This is a genomic window from Clostridium gasigenes (assembly GCF_017348895.1).
Taxonomy (GTDB): Bacteria; Bacillota; Clostridia; order Clostridiales; family Clostridiaceae; genus Clostridium; species Clostridium gasigenes.
Map to the genome: position 1 here is coordinate 3,764,337 of NZ_CP071376.1, position 16,335 is coordinate 3,780,671.

Annotated in this window: 17 protein-coding genes; all 17 read right to left on the bottom strand. The window is 31.5% G+C overall.

Features of this window, described 5'->3' with window-relative positions:
- Positions 1-118: 118 nt before the first annotated feature.
- Complete coding sequence (locus J1C67_RS17630) at positions 119-1,387, bottom strand: replication-associated recombination protein A (RefSeq protein ID WP_167865494.1); 1,269 nt, start codon at positions 1,385-1,387, stop codon at positions 119-121.
- Between the two features lie 279 nt (positions 1,388-1,666).
- Positions 1,667-1,813, bottom strand: a complete 147-nt coding sequence (locus J1C67_RS17635) for a hypothetical protein (protein ID WP_167865493.1) — start codon at positions 1,811-1,813, stop codon at positions 1,667-1,669.
- A complete protein-coding gene (locus J1C67_RS17640; protein ID WP_167865492.1) occupies positions 1,803-2,102 on the bottom strand; it encodes a conserved phage C-terminal domain-containing protein in 300 nt (99 codons plus the stop codon). Before J1C67_RS17640 ends, J1C67_RS17635 begins: the two co-directional genes overlap by 11 nt.
- Positions 2,087-2,818, bottom strand: a complete 732-nt coding sequence (locus J1C67_RS17645; RefSeq protein WP_167865491.1) for a helix-turn-helix domain-containing protein — start codon at positions 2,816-2,818, stop codon at positions 2,087-2,089. Before J1C67_RS17645 ends, J1C67_RS17640 begins: the two co-directional genes overlap by 16 nt.
- 547 nt (positions 2,819-3,365) lie before the next feature.
- Positions 3,366-5,987 carry a bifunctional acetaldehyde-CoA/alcohol dehydrogenase gene (gene adhE, locus J1C67_RS17650; protein WP_167865596.1) on the bottom strand — a complete coding sequence of 874 codons (2,622 nt, stop codon included), beginning with the start codon at positions 5,985-5,987 and terminating at the stop codon, positions 3,366-3,368.
- A gap of 608 nt (positions 5,988-6,595) precedes the next feature.
- Positions 6,596-7,411, bottom strand: coding sequence for an acetyl-CoA carboxylase carboxyltransferase subunit alpha (locus J1C67_RS17655; protein WP_089968079.1), 816 nt, complete (start codon positions 7,409-7,411; stop codon positions 6,596-6,598).
- A complete protein-coding gene (gene accD / locus J1C67_RS17660) occupies positions 7,404-8,279 on the bottom strand; it encodes an acetyl-CoA carboxylase, carboxyltransferase subunit beta (protein ID WP_089968082.1) in 876 nt (291 codons plus the stop codon). Before accD ends, J1C67_RS17655 begins: the two co-directional genes overlap by 8 nt.
- The gene (locus tag J1C67_RS17665; protein ID WP_089968085.1) at positions 8,272-9,624 is read right to left on the bottom strand and encodes an acetyl-CoA carboxylase biotin carboxylase subunit; all 1,353 of its coding nucleotides are present in this window, start codon (positions 9,622-9,624) and stop codon (positions 8,272-8,274) included. The genes accD and J1C67_RS17665 overlap by 8 nt, the downstream gene beginning before the upstream one ends.
- An 8-nt stretch (positions 9,625-9,632) precedes the next feature.
- Positions 9,633-10,055 carry a 3-hydroxyacyl-ACP dehydratase FabZ gene (gene fabZ, locus J1C67_RS17670; RefSeq protein ID WP_089968088.1) on the bottom strand — a complete coding sequence of 141 codons (423 nt, stop codon included), beginning with the start codon at positions 10,053-10,055 and terminating at the stop codon, positions 9,633-9,635.
- A 1-nt stretch (position 10,056) separates the two neighbouring features.
- Positions 10,057-10,545 carry an acetyl-CoA carboxylase biotin carboxyl carrier protein gene (accB, locus tag J1C67_RS17675; protein ID WP_089968091.1) on the bottom strand — a complete coding sequence of 163 codons (489 nt, stop codon included), beginning with the start codon at positions 10,543-10,545 and terminating at the stop codon, positions 10,057-10,059.
- 19 nt (positions 10,546-10,564) lie between these two features.
- Positions 10,565-11,797, bottom strand: coding sequence for a beta-ketoacyl-ACP synthase II (fabF, locus tag J1C67_RS17680; RefSeq protein WP_167865490.1), 1,233 nt, complete (start codon positions 11,795-11,797; stop codon positions 10,565-10,567).
- Between the two features lie 13 nt (positions 11,798-11,810).
- Complete coding sequence (gene fabG / locus J1C67_RS17685) at positions 11,811-12,551, bottom strand: 3-oxoacyl-[acyl-carrier-protein] reductase (RefSeq protein ID WP_167865489.1); 741 nt, start codon at positions 12,549-12,551, stop codon at positions 11,811-11,813.
- A 9-nt stretch (positions 12,552-12,560) separates the two neighbouring features.
- A complete protein-coding gene (gene fabD / locus J1C67_RS17690) occupies positions 12,561-13,502 on the bottom strand; it encodes an ACP S-malonyltransferase (RefSeq protein WP_167865488.1) in 942 nt (313 codons plus the stop codon).
- Entirely contained in the window at positions 13,495-14,436 is a 942-nt protein-coding gene (gene fabK / locus J1C67_RS17695) for an enoyl-[acyl-carrier-protein] reductase FabK (RefSeq protein ID WP_089968102.1), read from the bottom strand. Before fabK ends, fabD begins: the two co-directional genes overlap by 8 nt.
- Before the next feature lie 76 nt (positions 14,437-14,512).
- A complete protein-coding gene (locus J1C67_RS17700) occupies positions 14,513-14,734 on the bottom strand; it encodes an acyl carrier protein (RefSeq protein ID WP_089968105.1) in 222 nt (73 codons plus the stop codon).
- Between the two features lie 31 nt (positions 14,735-14,765).
- Complete coding sequence (locus J1C67_RS17705) at positions 14,766-15,740, bottom strand: beta-ketoacyl-ACP synthase III (protein ID WP_167865487.1); 975 nt, start codon at positions 15,738-15,740, stop codon at positions 14,766-14,768.
- A 72-nt stretch (positions 15,741-15,812) separates the two neighbouring features.
- Complete coding sequence (locus tag J1C67_RS17710) at positions 15,813-16,265, bottom strand: MarR family winged helix-turn-helix transcriptional regulator (RefSeq protein ID WP_167865486.1); 453 nt, start codon at positions 16,263-16,265, stop codon at positions 15,813-15,815.
- Positions 16,266-16,335: the final 70 nt, after the last annotated feature.

The window sequence follows — 16,335 nt, forward strand, 5'->3', positions numbered from 1 at the left end:
CTTAGCAAAACGCTCGGTTATTGTCAATATTATTTTATTGATTTTTTATCTTTTTGAAATGGATAAAAGCATAAGAATTCAAAATAGAATCCTTATGCTTTCTAAAATATATACTTATTTAATTCTTTATTCGTCTCCAATACTCAGCAGTAGTTTTTTCTAACTTATTATCACCATATTGATAATAAACCTTACTAGCTAAGTTATCCGGAAGATATTGTTGCTTCACATAACTATTTTCATAATTATGTGGATATTTATAGGTTACCCCTCTACCCAAATTAACTGCTCCACTATAATGAGCATCTTTCATAGAATTTGGAATATCATCAACTCTTAAATTTTCCAAATCTTTAAGTGCTGCATCTATTGCTAGATAAGCTGTATTTGACTTTGGACTTGTTGCAAGGAGTATTGTTGCCTCAGCAAGAGGTATTCTAGCCTCTGGAAAACCAAGTTCTCTTGCAGTATCCATTAAAGATTTTACTATTATACTTGCTTGAGGATATGCAAGCCCTATATCTTCAGATGCCATTACAAGTAGCCTTCTACATATAGATATTAAATCTCCAGCCTTTATAAGCCTAGCTAAATAATGTATAGCAGCATCAGGGTCGCTTCCACGAATTGATTTTTGGAAGGCGCTTAAAATATCATAATGGCTATCACCTTTCATGTCATAAGCCACAACCTTACTTTGAGTGGAGTCCCGAACAGTATCTAAATCAATTAATAATATACCTTCTTCATTTGGATTTGTAGAGTTTAAAGCTACTTCTAATCCATTTATAGATTTTCTAACATCTCCATTACAATAGGTAGCCAGATAATTAATTGCCTCTTCTTCAACTTTTAAGATTATTTCCTTATAATCTTTTGATTTTATTTCTACAACTCTATTTAAAGCTTTCTTTATATCCATCTCTTCTATAGGCTTAAATTCAAAAATAGTTGATCTGCTAAGTAAAGCCTTAAAAATATAATGATATGGATTTTCTGTTGTAGATGCTATTAATGTTATTCTTCCATCTTCTATATATTCTAAAAGTGATTGTTGTTGTTTTTTATTAAAATTTTGAATTTCATCAAGATATAAAACAACTCCATTCATACCCATAAAGGTATCTAATTCATTAGTTATTTCTTGAATATCCTTTAAAGATGAATTTGTAGCATTAAGTTTATGAAATCTTTTGCCAGATTGTTTTGCAATTATATTTGCAACTGTTGTCTTTCCGACTCCAGGAGGCCCATAAAAAATCATATTTGATATAGCTCCACTTTTTAAAATCCTATTTAAAATTTTATTTTCTCCTAATATATGCTGTTGCCCACAAACTTCCGAAAGTTCCTTTGGTCTTATAAGTTCTGCTAAAGGTTTATACATTATCAACACTCTTTTCTAATTATATTTATCCAACCTGGACTAGGTTCATTAGGCTCTGTCTATAGCGTAAAATACATAATTCTTCTTCTTGTCATCCTTATATAATAACATTTAACAGACATTTTTCCAATGAAGCATTTATTTGATTGTGCCTTATAGCTACCTCTTTCATTAATTTTGCACCATCGCTCCATTTTTTAAATTATTTAAACTTAAGCTTACTTGTTTCTAAAATTAGCCCTGCTTTTTTCCACTCTAACCTCAATCCAAGTAGTATCATCACAAAGGGGACATTTTTTTAGAAAAGTTCTCTTTCTGCCCATTCAATTTCTTCTGCTGTAAGTGGAGTGATGTTTCCAAATCTTGTTCTTTCTTTAGTTTCCTTATTCTCTCCACTATTTCTAACATTTTTAAATTATTTTCCATAAGCTTGTCCCCCTATCCAATTTGATTCTTTAAAATGATTTTCCCTTTCCTGTGCATCTTCAGTTAAATATCTTTCAAACTTGCTACCAAATAATGTTTCTGGTCTTAAATAAACTTTCATTGAGTTTTTTGACCATTCATCATATTTTTTATCTATTACCTCTTGGAAATCATCTAAAGTGTGTCCTTCTCTAATTCTTGCATTTATACATCTTTGTGTTTTTCCTGTTGTATATTTATAATTTTTATTACACTTTATGTTTAAATAACCAATTATCTCTTGATACATTTCCTTTTTAATATTTTTTTATCTTCATTTCTATTATTTTCACTTTTATTAGCTTTTGCTTTATTATTATTACTGCTATTGCTAGATTTAATGTTTTTAGCATTTGTTTTCTCTCCAAAAATATCTAATTGAATAACTTCTTCTTCAATCTCATTGATAGCTAATTTGATAATTTCTTCTTCTACATTATCTACCTCTAGTTTTGTAAACTCATCTTTCATCTCATCTAAATCTAAATCTAGATCTAAATCTAAATCTACTATATTTTCTATTATAGGTCTTTTTCTCCTTGTGCCACTTAGCTCTAGACATTCTATTTCATTTTCACATTCCTCATTGTCTTCACTTTCATCATTTTGAAACTCTTTAGTTTTCACTACTTTTCCAGTAATTTTCTTAGATATTTCCTTAGATATTTTCGCTATGCTATCTACTACTTTCTTTACTTTTATAATTCTACGTTCTATTGCATATTTGCCATCTTCATAAACATAATTTATTGCTATGTAGCCTTTGTTTTTCAAATTCTTAATTATTGCTGAGCATCTAGATTTACTTAATTTGAAAAACTCTCCAAAATATCTATTACTTGCATAACAACCTTTTTCACCATCTAAAGAATCTATTTTAACTATAAATAACTTTTCAATAAGTGTTAAATCTTCCTTTTGCCATATTTCTGTTGAAATCCAAATCCCTTTGCATGTTGTTTCCATAAAATCCACTCCTACATATATCTAATTTAAAATATTCTAAACAGATTATTTTTTAGCCTTCACTATAATATATGCAGTAGTTAAACTTTTTTAAAAAATAATTCATTTTATTTTTTCATAATAAATTTAGATAAACTTAGAACTTAGAATTTAAAACTTAAATGGAGTTGTACAGTTTTTCCTACTGTACATATATTATTTAATATACTTATAGTTTTAATTTATTATTAAGTTATATTATTACTTTCTTGTTTCCAAACTACCCCCTACTTATTTTCAAGATACCTAGTACCTATTTTATGACTACCTATTTTTATTTTTAATGTATATCCAAATAACAGGTCAAAGATTATTGCTATTTTAAGTTCATTTTTATAACAAAAAGAGCCTTGCAAAATCAATTGCCAAACTCTATTTCTTTTGTTAAGTCATCATACGAATTTAATAAAAGTTTTAATATTCCACTTAGTTTCCATTTCTACTTAATTCTATATAAAAAGCCCTAAGGATTACTCCTTAGGGCTCTTAGCTATTTAAATTATATCAACTATTTCTTTTTCTTAGTTTCTTTAACTGGTGCTTTTACCCCTTCAAATGCATTTACATACATTTGTTTGATTTCGCTCATTAGAGGATATCTTGGGTTAGCTCCTGTACATTGATCATCAAATGCTTGATCTACCATTTCTTCTAATTCATTGTAGAACTTATCTTTACTTACTCCAGCTGCTTCAATTGTTAATGGCATATTAACTGTTGCCTTAAGCTCATCGATAGCCTTCATTAACAATTCAACTTTTTCTGCTTCACTGTTTCCACCTAAAGCTAGGTAGTCAGCAATTCTTGCATATCTCCAGCTAGCATTTGGATATTTATATTGTGGGAATGCTGCTTGCTTAATTGGAGCATCTGTAGCATTAAACTTAATTGTTTCATTTATTAATAATGCATTTGCAATACCATGTGGTACATGATGGAATGCTCCTAATTTATGAGCCATTGAATGACAAACACCTAAGAATGAGTTAGCAAACGCCATCCCAGCCATTGATGAAGCATGAGCCATTTTTTCTCTAGCTTTAATGTTAGTTGTTCCTTCATTGTAAGCTTGTGGTAAGTATTTGAATATTAATCTCATAGCTTCTAAAGCCATTCCATTAGTATATTCTGATGCTAATACTGATACATAAGCTTCTATAGCATGAGTTAAAGCATCTACACCTGAAGCTGCTGTTAACCCTCTTGGCATACTCATCATTAATTCTGCATCAACGATAGCCATGTCTGGAGTTAATTCATAATCAGCAAGTGGATATTTAATTCCTGTCTTTTCGTCAGTTATAACAGCAAATGGTGTTACTTCTGAACCAGTTCCAGCAGATGTTGGTATAGCAATCATCATTGCTTTTTGACCCATAACTGGGAACTTACATACTCTCTTTCTTATATCCATAAATGTCATAGCTAATTCTTCGAATTTAACTTCTGGATGTTCATACATAACCCACATAATTTTAGCTGCATCCATTGGTGATCCTCCACCTAATGAGATGATAACATCTGGGTTAAAGCTTAACATTTCTTTAGCTCCAGCTCTAGCTGTTTTTAATGTTGGATCTGGTTCAACGTCTGAGTATATTTTGTAATCTATTTTATATTCATCTAATACTGTTGTAACTTTATGAGTATATCCAAGATCGAATAATACCTTATCTGTTACTATAAATACTTTCTTCTTCTTCATATCATGTAATTCTTCTAGTGCTACTGGTAAACAACCATGTTTGAAGTAAGTTTTTTCTGGAACTCTAAACCAAAGCATATTTTCTCTCCTCTCTGCAACACTCTTAATATTAATTAAGTGCTTAGGACCAACATTTTCCGAAACTGAGTTTCCACCCCATGAACCGCAACCAAGTGTTAATGATGGAGCTATTTTAAAGTTAAATACATCTCCAATTGCACCTTGTGAAGCTGGCATATTTATTAAAATTCTAGCAGTTTTCATAGCTGCTCCATAAGCTTCTATTCTATCTCTTGATTTGTTTGGATCTGTGTAAAGAACTGAAGTATGACCAAATCCACCAAGTTCTATTAATCTAGCTGCTTTAATTGTAGCTTCTTCGAAAGTCCTAGCTCTATACATACCAAGTACTGGTGCTAATTTTTCATGTGAGAATGGTTCTTCACGTTCTACTGATTCAATTTCTCCAATTAAAACCTTAGCTGTTTCAGGAACAGTAACTCCTGCCATTTTAGCTATTTTAAATGCTGATTGACCAACCATATCAGCGTTTAATCCGCCCTTTTCATTTAAGATTACGCCTCTAACCTTATCTATTTCTTCGCCCTTTAATATATAAGCGCCTCTAGCTGCAAGTTCTGCTCTAACTTCATCATAAACTTTATCAATAACTATGATACTTTGTTCTGAAGCACATATTACACCATTGTCGAAAGTTTTTGAAAGTAATATTGAGTTTACAGCCATTTTAATATGAGCTGTCTCATCTATTACTGCTGGAGTGTTTCCTGCTCCAACTCCTAGTGCTGGTTTACCTGATGAGTAAGCTGCGTTAACCATTGCAGGTCCACCTGTTGCTAATATTAAATCTGATTCTCTCATTACATTTTGTGATAATTCAACTGAAGGTTGATCTATCCAAGCTATAATTCCTTCTGGAGCTCCAGCTTTAACTGCTGCATCTAAAACTATTCTAGCTGCTTCAATTGTTGAATTTTTTGCTCTTGGATGAGGACTTATTATTATTGCATTTCTTGTTTTTAATGATATTAATGTTTTAAATATTGCTGTTGATGTTGGATTTGTTGTTGGTATTATAGCCGCTATAACTCCGATTGGCTCAGCAACCTTTGTTATTCCGTAAGTATTATCTTTTTCTATAATTCCACAAGTTTTCATATCCTTGTATTGGTTATATATATACTCTGCTGCAAAATGGTTTTTTATAACTTTATCTTCTACTATTCCCATACCAGTTTCTGCAACTGCCATTTTAGCTAATTTAATTCTTGCATTATTTGCAGCTATTGCCGCTTCTCTGAAAATATAATCTACCTTTTCTTGACTGAATGTAGCAAATTCCTTTTGAGCTGCTCTTAAATCTTTAATTCTTTGTGTTAATTCTTGTGCGTTTGTAACTTTAATTGTCATTATTATTCCTCCTATTATATATGTGTATTTTTTTATTTAAATTATTTACTTATTTACTTATTTACTTATTTACTTATTTACTTATTTACTTACTTTGTTTTGTAGTTGTCTTCTTGACTACAAATTTATTGTAATACATTGTGTTTTTTTTGTCAATCTTTTTTCTAAATATTTTATTCATTTTTTTTAAAATATTTCAATTTAAATAGTAAACCGTCCTTAAATGTTGTGTTTAACTGTTCACTTTTATAATTTTTATCTCTTTTACTATATTAACCTTATTTTTTTGTTTTTATTCGACAATTTTCTATTTTCCGATTATTCTTTTTATTCACAATCATTTTTTTCTTGTAATCCTTTATATTAGTAATTTCTAACATCCTATTAGATATTTTTATAACGTTTTTCTTTGTTATAAAAATATCAAAGTAATTTCATTTCTTACTATTATCTACTTAAGTCATCATAAAATAAATAACAGAGCAAATTGCTAAGAATCTGTAGTCTGTTATTTATTTTACAATTCCTAATATACTTCTTTAAATTCAAAGCTTAATCAACCTAAAAAAGGCAGTAAAATTTCTTTCACCACCCCCTATTTCCTAATTAAAACTACCCATTTTTCTAAATTTATTATATCTTTCCTCTAGTAATGTTTTTTTATCTTTTTTAAGTAATATATTTAACTCATCATATATTTCTTTTTTTATACTATTAATCATTTTTTGTGTATTGTTATGAGCTCCACCTCTAGGTTCCTTTATAATTTTATCTATTATATCAAACGCTCTTAAATCTTGAGCTGTTACTTTCATAACTTCTGCAGCTTCCTCTGCACGGCTTCCATCTTTCCATAGTATAGATGCGAATCCTTCTGGTGAAAGAATTGAGTAAATAGAGTGCTCAAGCATAAATACACTATCCCCAACTGCCAGTGCTAATGCTCCACCACTTCCACCTTCACCTATTATTATAGATATAATAGGTGTCTTTAACCTACTCATTTGGAGTAAATTTTGAGCAATTGCATGTCCTTGCCCTCTTTCCTCTGCCCCAATTCCACAAAAGGCTCCTGGGGTATCAATAAAACAAACCACCGGTCTATTGAACTTTTCTGCTTGTTTCATAAGCCTTAGTGCTTTTCTATATCCTTCAGGATTTGGCATTCCAAAGTTTCTCTCGATATTTTCTTTTGTATTTTCCCCTTTTGTAATAGCAATAACCGTTGTACTTATTCCACCTATTTGAGCTATTCCACCTACTATTGCTTTATCATCCCCGAAAGTTCTATCACCATGAAATTCTAAAAAATCTGCAAATACATTTTGTATATAATATTTCCCATTAGGTCTATCTTTATGTCTAGCTATATTTACTTTTTCCCATGGTGCCATGGTTTTTATAAATTCTCTACTCATTTTTATTCACCCCATGAAGATTTAATATTTTATAAATATAACCTTTAAGTTCTCTTCTATGAACTATAGCATCAATAAATCCTTTTTCTAATAAGAACTCCGCCTTTTGAAAAGTCTCTGGCAACGTCTCTTTAATTGTATTTTCTATAACTCTTCTTCCTGCAAAGCCTATTGTAGCTCTTGGTTCGCTAATTATAATATCTCCTTGCATTGCAAAACTTGCAGTTACTCCACCAGTTGTAGGATTAGTTAATACAGTTATATATAATAGCCCTTCTTCGTCATGCCTACCAATAGCCCCTGATATTTTTGCCATTTGCATTAGAGAAAAAATTCCCTCTTGCATTCTGGCTCCACCCGAAGTTGTAAATATCACCAATGGTAATTTATTTAACGTTGCATATTCCACTGTTCTTGTTATTTTTTCGCCAACTGCTGATCCCATACTTCCCATCATAAAAAAACTATCCATTACAGCTGCCGCTATATTTATTCCATTTATTTTACCTACTCCACAAATTACAGCTTCATCACTTCCAGAGGCTTCTCTACCTTTTCTAAGTTTCTCTTCATATCCTTTAAATCCTAAATGATTTTTAGTTATAACTTCTGAAAATAATATATTAAAACTTTCTTTATCAAATACTTGTTTAATTCTTTCATTAGCATTTATTCTTAAATGAAATCCACATTTATTACATACATCAAGATTAGAATCTAAATCCTCTGTGTAAACTATATTTCCACAGTCATGGCATTTACTCCACATTCCAGATGGTATATTAGGTCCTTCCTCTATTATTTCATCATCAAAAGAAACCTTACTTACTGTAATATATTGAGTTTTTTTAAATAAATCTTTAAGCATTCTTATTCACCATCTTTTCTGCTAAAAATGAAGTATCATATTCCCCTTTCAGGAAATCTTCCTGCTGTATTAACCAGTATTGGAAATCAATATTAGTAATTACGCCACCTATTGCAAATTCGCCTAGTGATCTTTTCATTTTAGCAATAGCTTCCTCGCGAGTTTTAGCATAAGTAATTAATTTTCCAATCATTGAGTCATAATTATGAGGTATTTTATATCCACAATAAATTGCACTATCCAATCTCACACCCATTCCACCTGGCATGCATAACTCTTCTATTTTACCAGGACAAGGCCTGAAATTATTTTTTGTATCCTCAGCATTAATTCTGCATTCAATTGCATGACCTGATATTTTAATATCTTCTTGAGTTATATCTAAAGTCATTTTTGATGCAATTTTTAGTTGCTCTTTTACTAAATCAATTCCAGTAATCATCTCTGTTATAGGATGTTCTACTTGAATTCTAGTATTCATTTCCATAAAATAATATCCACAATTTTTATCAACTAAAAACTCAATAGTTCCTGCATTTTTATAATTAACTGCTTTTGCTGCTTTTTTGGCTATTTCGCCCATTTCTTCTCTTAACTCTTTTGTTAAGAAAGTAGAAGGTGCCTCTTCAAGAACCTTTTGATTATTTCTTTGCATAGAACATTCTCTTTCACACAAATGTATTACATTACCATAATCATCCGCTAAAATTTGAAATTCTATATGTCTTGGCTTTTCTATAAATTTTTCTATATAAATAGTATCATCACCAAAGCAAGCTTTTGCCTCTGCTCTAGCTGTATCGTATGCTAATTTCAATTCACTTTTTTCTCTAACTACCCTAATACCACGTCCACCACCACCGGCAGATGCTTTTATCATTACAGGATATCCTATTTCATTTGATATTTTTAAAGCATGATCTGCATTTTCTACAATGCCTTCATACCCAGGCACTACTGGAACTCCTGCCTCTTTCATAATCTCTCTTGCTTTTGCTTTATTTCCCATTAGCTCTATTGATTCATAATCTGGTCCGATAAACTTGATATTGCATTCTGTACACATTTTTGCAAATCTAGGGTTTTCAGATAAAAACCCAAAACCTGGATGTATCCCATCTGCTCCTGTTAAAACACAAGCACTTAAAATATTAGTAATATTTAAGTAACTTTCCTTAGCTTCTGCTGGCCCTATACAAACAGCTTCATCCGCTAGTTGTGTATGAAGCGCTTCTTTGTCAACTTCTGAATAAACTGCCACTGTTAAAATCCCTAGTTCTCTACAAGCTCTAATTATTCTTACAGCTATTTCTCCTCTATTTGCAATTAGCACTTTTTTTAACATATTATCACCTATCCTATAGCAAAGAGTATTTCTGCCACGCAAGCCTTTACCCCATCAACTGTTGCAATACCACGTCCAACACCAATAGGTCCTCGCATTTTTATTATTTCTACACTTAAATCTAATCTATCACCTGGAACAACTTGTTTTTTCCATCTAACTTTATCTGCTCCAGCAAAAAGAGGTAATTTCCCCTTATTTTCTTCTTTACTTAAAATTGCAACAGCTCCAACTTGAGCTAATGCCTCTAAAATTAATACACCCGGCATAACTGGATGATCTGGATAATGCCCTTGGAAAAATTGTTCATTTATAGTTACATTTTTATATCCTTTAGCACTTACACCCTCAACTATTTCTGTAACTCTATCAATTAATAACATAGGATATCTATGAGGTATAATTTCTTTAATTTCTTTTATCCCTAACATATTAACCTCTCCTTACTTTAAACATTGGCTGACCATACTCAACCATTTGTCCTTCTTTAATTAATATTTTCACTATTTCCCCATTATATTCACATTCTATTTCATTCATTAATTTCATTGCCTCTATTATACATAGTGCATCACCTTTTGAAACCTTTGATCCTTCTGAAACAAAAGGACTACTATCTGGTGATGATGACCCATAAAAAGTTCCAACCATTGGTGAATTAATAGTCAATAAATTTTCATCTTCTTTAACTAAAACTTTTTCTTCAATATCTAATTCAGTATTTTTATTAACTATTTCACTATTAATATTTTTATTAATCTCTTCTTTACCAACAATGTTTTCAACAGATGTTTTCCCTACTAAACTTCTAGTTAAGGATTTATCCATCTTTATATAATTATCATCCATTTTAAGTTCAAAATAAGCTAATTCTGAAGAGTTAATCATTTGGACTAACTCTCTAATATCTTTTAAATCCATAAGTTTTCCTCCTAAAATACTACCATTTTTTAAATACTAAAGATGCATTATGACCACCAAATCCTAAAGAATTAGTTAAAGCATATTCTACTTTTGCATCTCTTCCTACATTTGGTACGTAGTCTAAATCTAAGCCTTCATCGCATACTTCATATCCTATAGTTGGAGGAACAAACCCTTCTTGAAGAGCCTTAATACAAACTATACTTTCAACTGCACCAGCTGCACCTAAAAGATGACCTGTCATTGATTTTGTTGAAGATATTGGTATTTTATAAGCTTGATCTCCAAATACCTTTTTAATTGCAATTGTTTCAAACTTATCATTATAAGGAGTTGATGTTCCATGTGCATTAATATATGAAACTTGATTTTCACTTATTCCAGCTTCTTTTATTGCATCTTCCATAGACCTACTTGCACCTTTTCCTTCTGGATCTGGTGAAGTTATATGATAAGCATCACAAGTTGACCCATATCCTACTATTTCAGCTAATATATTTGCACCTCTAGCTTCTGCATGTTCTAAGCTTTCCATAACTAAAATTCCTGAACCTTCCCCCATAACAAATCCTGATCTCTCTTTATCAAAAGGTATTGATGCTCTTTTTGGATCATTTGATGAATTTAGAGCTCTCATACTATTAAATCCTGATATTGCCATAGCTGTAATAGGTGCTTCAGTTCCACCTGCAAGTACAATATCGCTATATCCATGTTTGATACTTCTAAAAGCATCACCTATATTATTAGTTCCTGTTGCACAGGCAGTAACTACTGAAGTACAAACTCCTCTAGCCCCAAATCTTATAGCTACATTTCCTGCTGCTAAATTAATTATAACCATAGGTATGAATAATGGAGAAACTCTCTTTCCACCTTTATCAAATAATGTCCTAAATCCATTTTCTTCTGTTGTAAAACCACCAATTCCTGATCCTACAAAAACCCCAAATCTATCTTTATCTATTTTATCTAAATCTAATCCTGAATTAGTTACAGCTTCTTGCGCTGCAACTACTGCATATTGAGAAAACTTATCTAATCTTTTTACTTCTTTTTTCCCTAAAACAGTTTCAGGGTCAAATTCTTTTAATTCCCCTGCAATTTTAACTTCTAAATTGTCTGTATCAATTGATTTTATAAAATCTATTCCAAGTTTTCCGATTTTTGAATTATTCCAGAAACTTTCTACATCATTACCAATAGGAGTTACTGCTCCCATTCCAGTTATTACAACTCTTCTATTCATTGTTTTCCCTCCATTACATTGACATTCCACCATCAACGCTTATAATTTGACCAGTAATATAACTTGCAGATTCACTAGCTAAAAATGCTGCTAATTCCGCAACATCTGATACATTTCCAAATCTTTTAAGCGGAATGTTTGCCATTGCTGCATCTTTTGCTTTTTCTCCAAGTTCATTTGTCATATCAGTTTGAATAAATCCTGGTGCTATTGCATTTACATTTATTCCACGACTTCCAAGCTCTCTTGCAAGTGATTTTGTCATTCCTATAACTCCAGCCTTTGCAGCGCAATAATTTAATTGACCAGCATTTCCTGTTATTCCAACTACCGATGCCATATTTATGACTTTACCAGATTTTTGTTTAATCATAATTGGGGTAACTGCTCTTATACAGTTAAATACGCCTTTTAAATTTACCTCTATTACCCTATCAAAATCTTCTTCTTTCATTCTCATAACTAAACCATCTTTAGTAATACCTGCATTATTAACTAATATATCTACTGAGCCAAATCTTTCTTTAGCCATAAGTATTAAATTATTTGCATCATTAAAATTACTAATATCTGCTTTAACTACTAAAACTTCTACTCCAAGTTCTTTTAATTCCTTTTCCAAAGAAATAGCTTCTTCTTCACTGCTTCTATAATTTATAACTAAATTTGCTCCAAGTTTTGCATATTTTAAAGCTATAGATCTGCCTATGCCTCTTGCTGCACCTGTTACTACTGCACATTTTCCTTTTAACATAAAAACCTCCTAATTTTCTTCTTTAATAGCCTTTATTGTAGCTTCTAAAGAATTTAAATCTTCAACGTTTAATACTTTTGCATTTTTATCTATCTTTTTAACAAACCCTCTAAGGGCTTTTCCAGGTCCAATTTCTATAAAAGTGTTAATTCCTCTATCTATCATATCTCTTATTGTCTTCTCAAATAAAACTGAAGACATCATTTGTTTTCTAAGTAGAGTTTTAACATCGTCATTTTCTTCGTAAGGGGTTCCTTTTACATTAGAATAAATTAATTTTTTAAGAGGCTTAAATTCTAACAATTTTAAAGTTTCAAAAAACTCAAAGCTTGCCGGTTCCAATAAAGAACTATGGAACGGCCCACTTACTTTTAAAGGTATTGCCATACCCCCTAGTTCCTTTGCTATTTTCACGGCTTTTTTTATTGCTTCCATTTCTCCAGCAACAACAACTTGCCCTGGACAATTAAAATTAGCACCTTCTATAATTCCAAATTCCCCTGCTTTTTCTAATAATAATTTTATATTTTCTTCATCTAACTTAAGTACTGCTGCCATTCCACCTAACCCTTTAGGTAATGATGACCCCATTATTCTTCCTCTTTCTTTTATAAGCTTAACCCCATCTTCAAAAGATAAAGCTTCCCCATAAATTAAAGCTGTATATTCACCAAGTGATAATCCTGCAGCGCAATCGCCTTCTATTCCATTAATCTCAAGAGCTTTTAAACAAGCTAATGATGTTAATAGAATAGCTGGTTGAGTATTTTCAGTTTGAGTTAGTATTTCTTCCGGTCCATTAAATATTATATCCTTAATTGGCAAATCTAATATTTTTTCTCCCTTATTAAATACTTCCCTACATTCTGGTATATTATCATAAAGTTCTTTTCCCATAGATAGATATTGAGCTCCTTGTCCTGAGAAAAGAAATGCAATTTTTTTATCCATTTAATCCTCCAAACTTATCAATAGTTTTTTGCGCTTCTTCAAAAATTTCTAATATAAGTTCTTTGCAAGTTTCTTCTTTTACTACTAATCCTGAACTTTGACCTGCCATAACTGATCCCATTTGAACATCGCCATCTCTTGCAGCTTTTGGAAGTGATCCTTTTGCTAATTCTTCAAGCTCTTCTGCTGATGCCCCTTCTTTTTCTGCTTTCAAAAATTCTCTTGAAAGTTTATTTCTAAGTACTCTAACTGGATGACCTGTACCTCTTCCAGTTACATCTGTATCTATATCTTTAGCTTTTATAACTTTATCTTTATAATTTTGGTGTACAGTGCATTCTTTAGTCACGAGAAACCTTGTTCCAAGTTGAACGCCTTCAGCTCCTAACATAAATGATGCCGCAACACCTCTTCCATCCGCAATTCCACCTGCTGCAATAACTGGTATGCTACATGCATCTACAACTTGTGGAACTAATGTCATTGTTGTCAATTGCCCAACATGCCCACCGGATTCTGTTCCTTCTGCAATAACTGCATCAGCGCCTGATCTTTCCATTCTTCTAGCAAGTGCAACTGAGGCAACTACAGGTATAACTTTTATTCCTTTAGCTTTCCACATTTCCATATACTTACCGGGGCTTCCAGCTCCAGTTGTAACCACTTTAACATCTTCTTCGCAGACTAATTTTGCTATCTCATCTGCATTTTCTGACATAAGCATAATATTTACTCCAAAAGGTTTACTGGTTAAAATTTTCGCTTTTCTTATTTCATCTCTAACCCACTGGGTAGGAGCGGCTCCAGTTATTATCCCAAGACCACCCGCTTCACTTGTAGCTGCTGCTAAAGATGCATCTGCAATCCAAGCCATTCCACCTTGAAAAATCGGATATTCTATGTTTAATAATTCTGTAATCCTGGTCTTCTTCATAAAAATTCCTCCTATTTAATAAGTCAGATAAAAATATCTGACTTATCTTTTGGTCTTAGGCTTTTTTTAAAATGCCTTATGCTATTTTTGAGTTTACATATGTTACAGCATCTTGTATGCTCTTCATATTTTCTGCATCTTCTAATTGAATATCAAATTCCTCTTCAAGTTCTATTACCACTTGGAAAAGATCTAATGAATCTGCTCCTAATGCTTCGAAAGTTGTTTCTAATTTAACATCCTCTTCTGAAACCCCTAATTGTTCACATACTACCTTTTTAATTCTATCAAATACCATTTTGTATTCCTCCTAATATTATATTTTATTATTATTTCCACTCTATTAATACAGACCCAAAGGTTAATCCCCCACCGAATCCAACTAACACTATTTTATCCTTAGCTTTTAGCATACCTTTTTCATACATTTCATTTAATGCAATTGGAATAGAAGCTGAAGAAGTATTTCCAAATCTATCTAAGTTAACATAAAATTTTTCTTTATCTACATTTAACTTCTTAGCTGCATAATCAATTATTCTTAAATTCGCTTGATGAGGTACTATATATTTAACATCCTCTAGGTTGCAATCTGTATTTAATAAAACTTCTTTAACTGCCTCTACTATAGCTGCAGTTGCGAACTTAAATACTTCTCCACCCTTCATTTGCACCTTATTGTTTCTTTTAACTACATTTAAAGCATATGGATTTTCAACATCAAAAGCCCCAGCTACTAAACTTTCATATTTGCTTCCATCAGATTTACTAAAGGTATTAATAATTCCTTTAGTGTTACTTTCTGTAAGCACTACGGCTCCCCCTCCATCTCCAAATAGAACACAAGTCCCTCTGTCCTTCCAATCTATTATTTTAGATAAAGTTTCTGCCCCTATAATTAGAGCATTCTTGAAACCATGAATTTTCATCATAGATTCTGCTATTTGAATAGCATATATAAATCCAGAGCAAGCTGCATTTATATCAAAGGCAGTTGCCCCTTTAGCGCCTAATTCTTTTTGAACCATACACGCAACTGATGGTGTACACATATCAGGAGTTATTGTTGCAACTATTATTAGTTCTAAATCTTCTTTTTGCACTCCCGATCTTTCAATTGCTAATATTGCAGCTTTAGTTGCAATATTTGATGTATCCTCACCAGTTGATATTCTTCTTTCTTTTATACCAGTTCTATCAACAATCCATTCGTCACTAGTATCAACTATGGCACTTAGATCTTCATTTGTTACAATATTAGAAGGTGCATATGCGCCAATTCCACTAATTACTATTTCTTTCATATATCTCTCCTTATGAGGAGCTTCAAAAAATAACTAATTAAATTCTTATCTATTTTCTTTCCGCTCCCTTACTTACTTAATCAATTCATTTTTTGCTTTAAAGAAAATATTCAATTTCTCTAGTGATGAGATTAAAACGTCTTCCTCACTTTCACTTAACCCATCAATAGTGGCTGTTATCATATCATTATGAAATTTTTCATGTAGTCTATATGCAAGTTTTCCCCTTTTAGTAAGTTCTACTAAAACTACTCGTCTATCTTCTTCTATTCTCTTTCTTGAAACATAATCTTTTTTTATAAGCTTATTAATAGCTGTTGTCAAAGTTCCTACTGTAATTTTTAAATCTTGTGCTACTTCACTCATAGTTCTTTGAGTGTACATACCTATAGCTTCTAACGTATGCATTTCTGTAACTGATAAATCAGATAAAGCTCCATGTTTTAATGTTTTTTCTTCTATTTGCACAATATCATCGAATATTTGTACCAACAATTCATTTAATACCTTTTGTGTCTTCTTCATGAATATTCACTCCCACATCTCTTCTTAAGTTGTTCTTAAGTTCTAGTACTTCTATAATAATAGAATTTTG

Coding starts and splice junctions, on each gene's coding strand:
- fabG (WP_167865489.1), bottom strand. CDS start 12,551: ATGTTAAAAGGAAAATGTGCAGTAGTAACAGGTGCAGCAAGAGGCATA.
- J1C67_RS17630 (WP_167865494.1), bottom strand. CDS start 1,387: ATGTATAAACCTTTAGCAGAACTTATAAGACCAAAGGAACTTTCGGAA.
- J1C67_RS17705 (WP_167865487.1), bottom strand. CDS start 15,740: ATGAAAGAAATAGTAATTAGTGGAATTGGCGCATATGCACCTTCTAAT.
- J1C67_RS17645 (WP_167865491.1), bottom strand. CDS start 2,818: ATGGAAACAACATGCAAAGGGATTTGGATTTCAACAGAAATATGGCAA.
- J1C67_RS17640 (WP_167865492.1), bottom strand. CDS start 2,102: ATGTATCAAGAGATAATTGGTTATTTAAACATAAAGTGTAATAAAAAT.
- J1C67_RS17700 (WP_089968105.1), bottom strand. CDS start 14,734: ATGGTATTTGATAGAATTAAAAAGGTAGTATGTGAACAATTAGGGGTT.
- J1C67_RS17635 (WP_167865493.1), bottom strand. CDS start 1,813: ATGGAAAATAATTTAAAAATGTTAGAAATAGTGGAGAGAATAAGGAAA.
- fabZ (WP_089968088.1), bottom strand. CDS start 10,055: ATGTTAGGGATAAAAGAAATTAAAGAAATTATACCTCATAGATATCCT.
- fabK (WP_089968102.1), bottom strand. CDS start 14,436: ATGAAGAAGACCAGGATTACAGAATTATTAAACATAGAATATCCGATT.
- J1C67_RS17665 (WP_089968085.1), bottom strand. CDS start 9,624: ATGTTAAAAAAAGTGCTAATTGCAAATAGAGGAGAAATAGCTGTAAGA.
- accB (WP_089968091.1), bottom strand. CDS start 10,545: ATGGATTTAAAAGATATTAGAGAGTTAGTCCAAATGATTAACTCTTCA.
- J1C67_RS17710 (WP_167865486.1), bottom strand. CDS start 16,265: ATGAAGAAGACACAAAAGGTATTAAATGAATTGTTGGTACAAATATTC.
- J1C67_RS17655 (WP_089968079.1), bottom strand. CDS start 7,411: ATGAGTAGAGAATTTATAAAAACCATGGCACCATGGGAAAAAGTAAAT.
- accD (WP_089968082.1), bottom strand. CDS start 8,279: ATGCTTAAAGATTTATTTAAAAAAACTCAATATATTACAGTAAGTAAG.
- fabD (WP_167865488.1), bottom strand. CDS start 13,502: ATGGATAAAAAAATTGCATTTCTTTTCTCAGGACAAGGAGCTCAATAT.
- fabF (WP_167865490.1), bottom strand. CDS start 11,797: ATGAATAGAAGAGTTGTAATAACTGGAATGGGAGCAGTAACTCCTATT.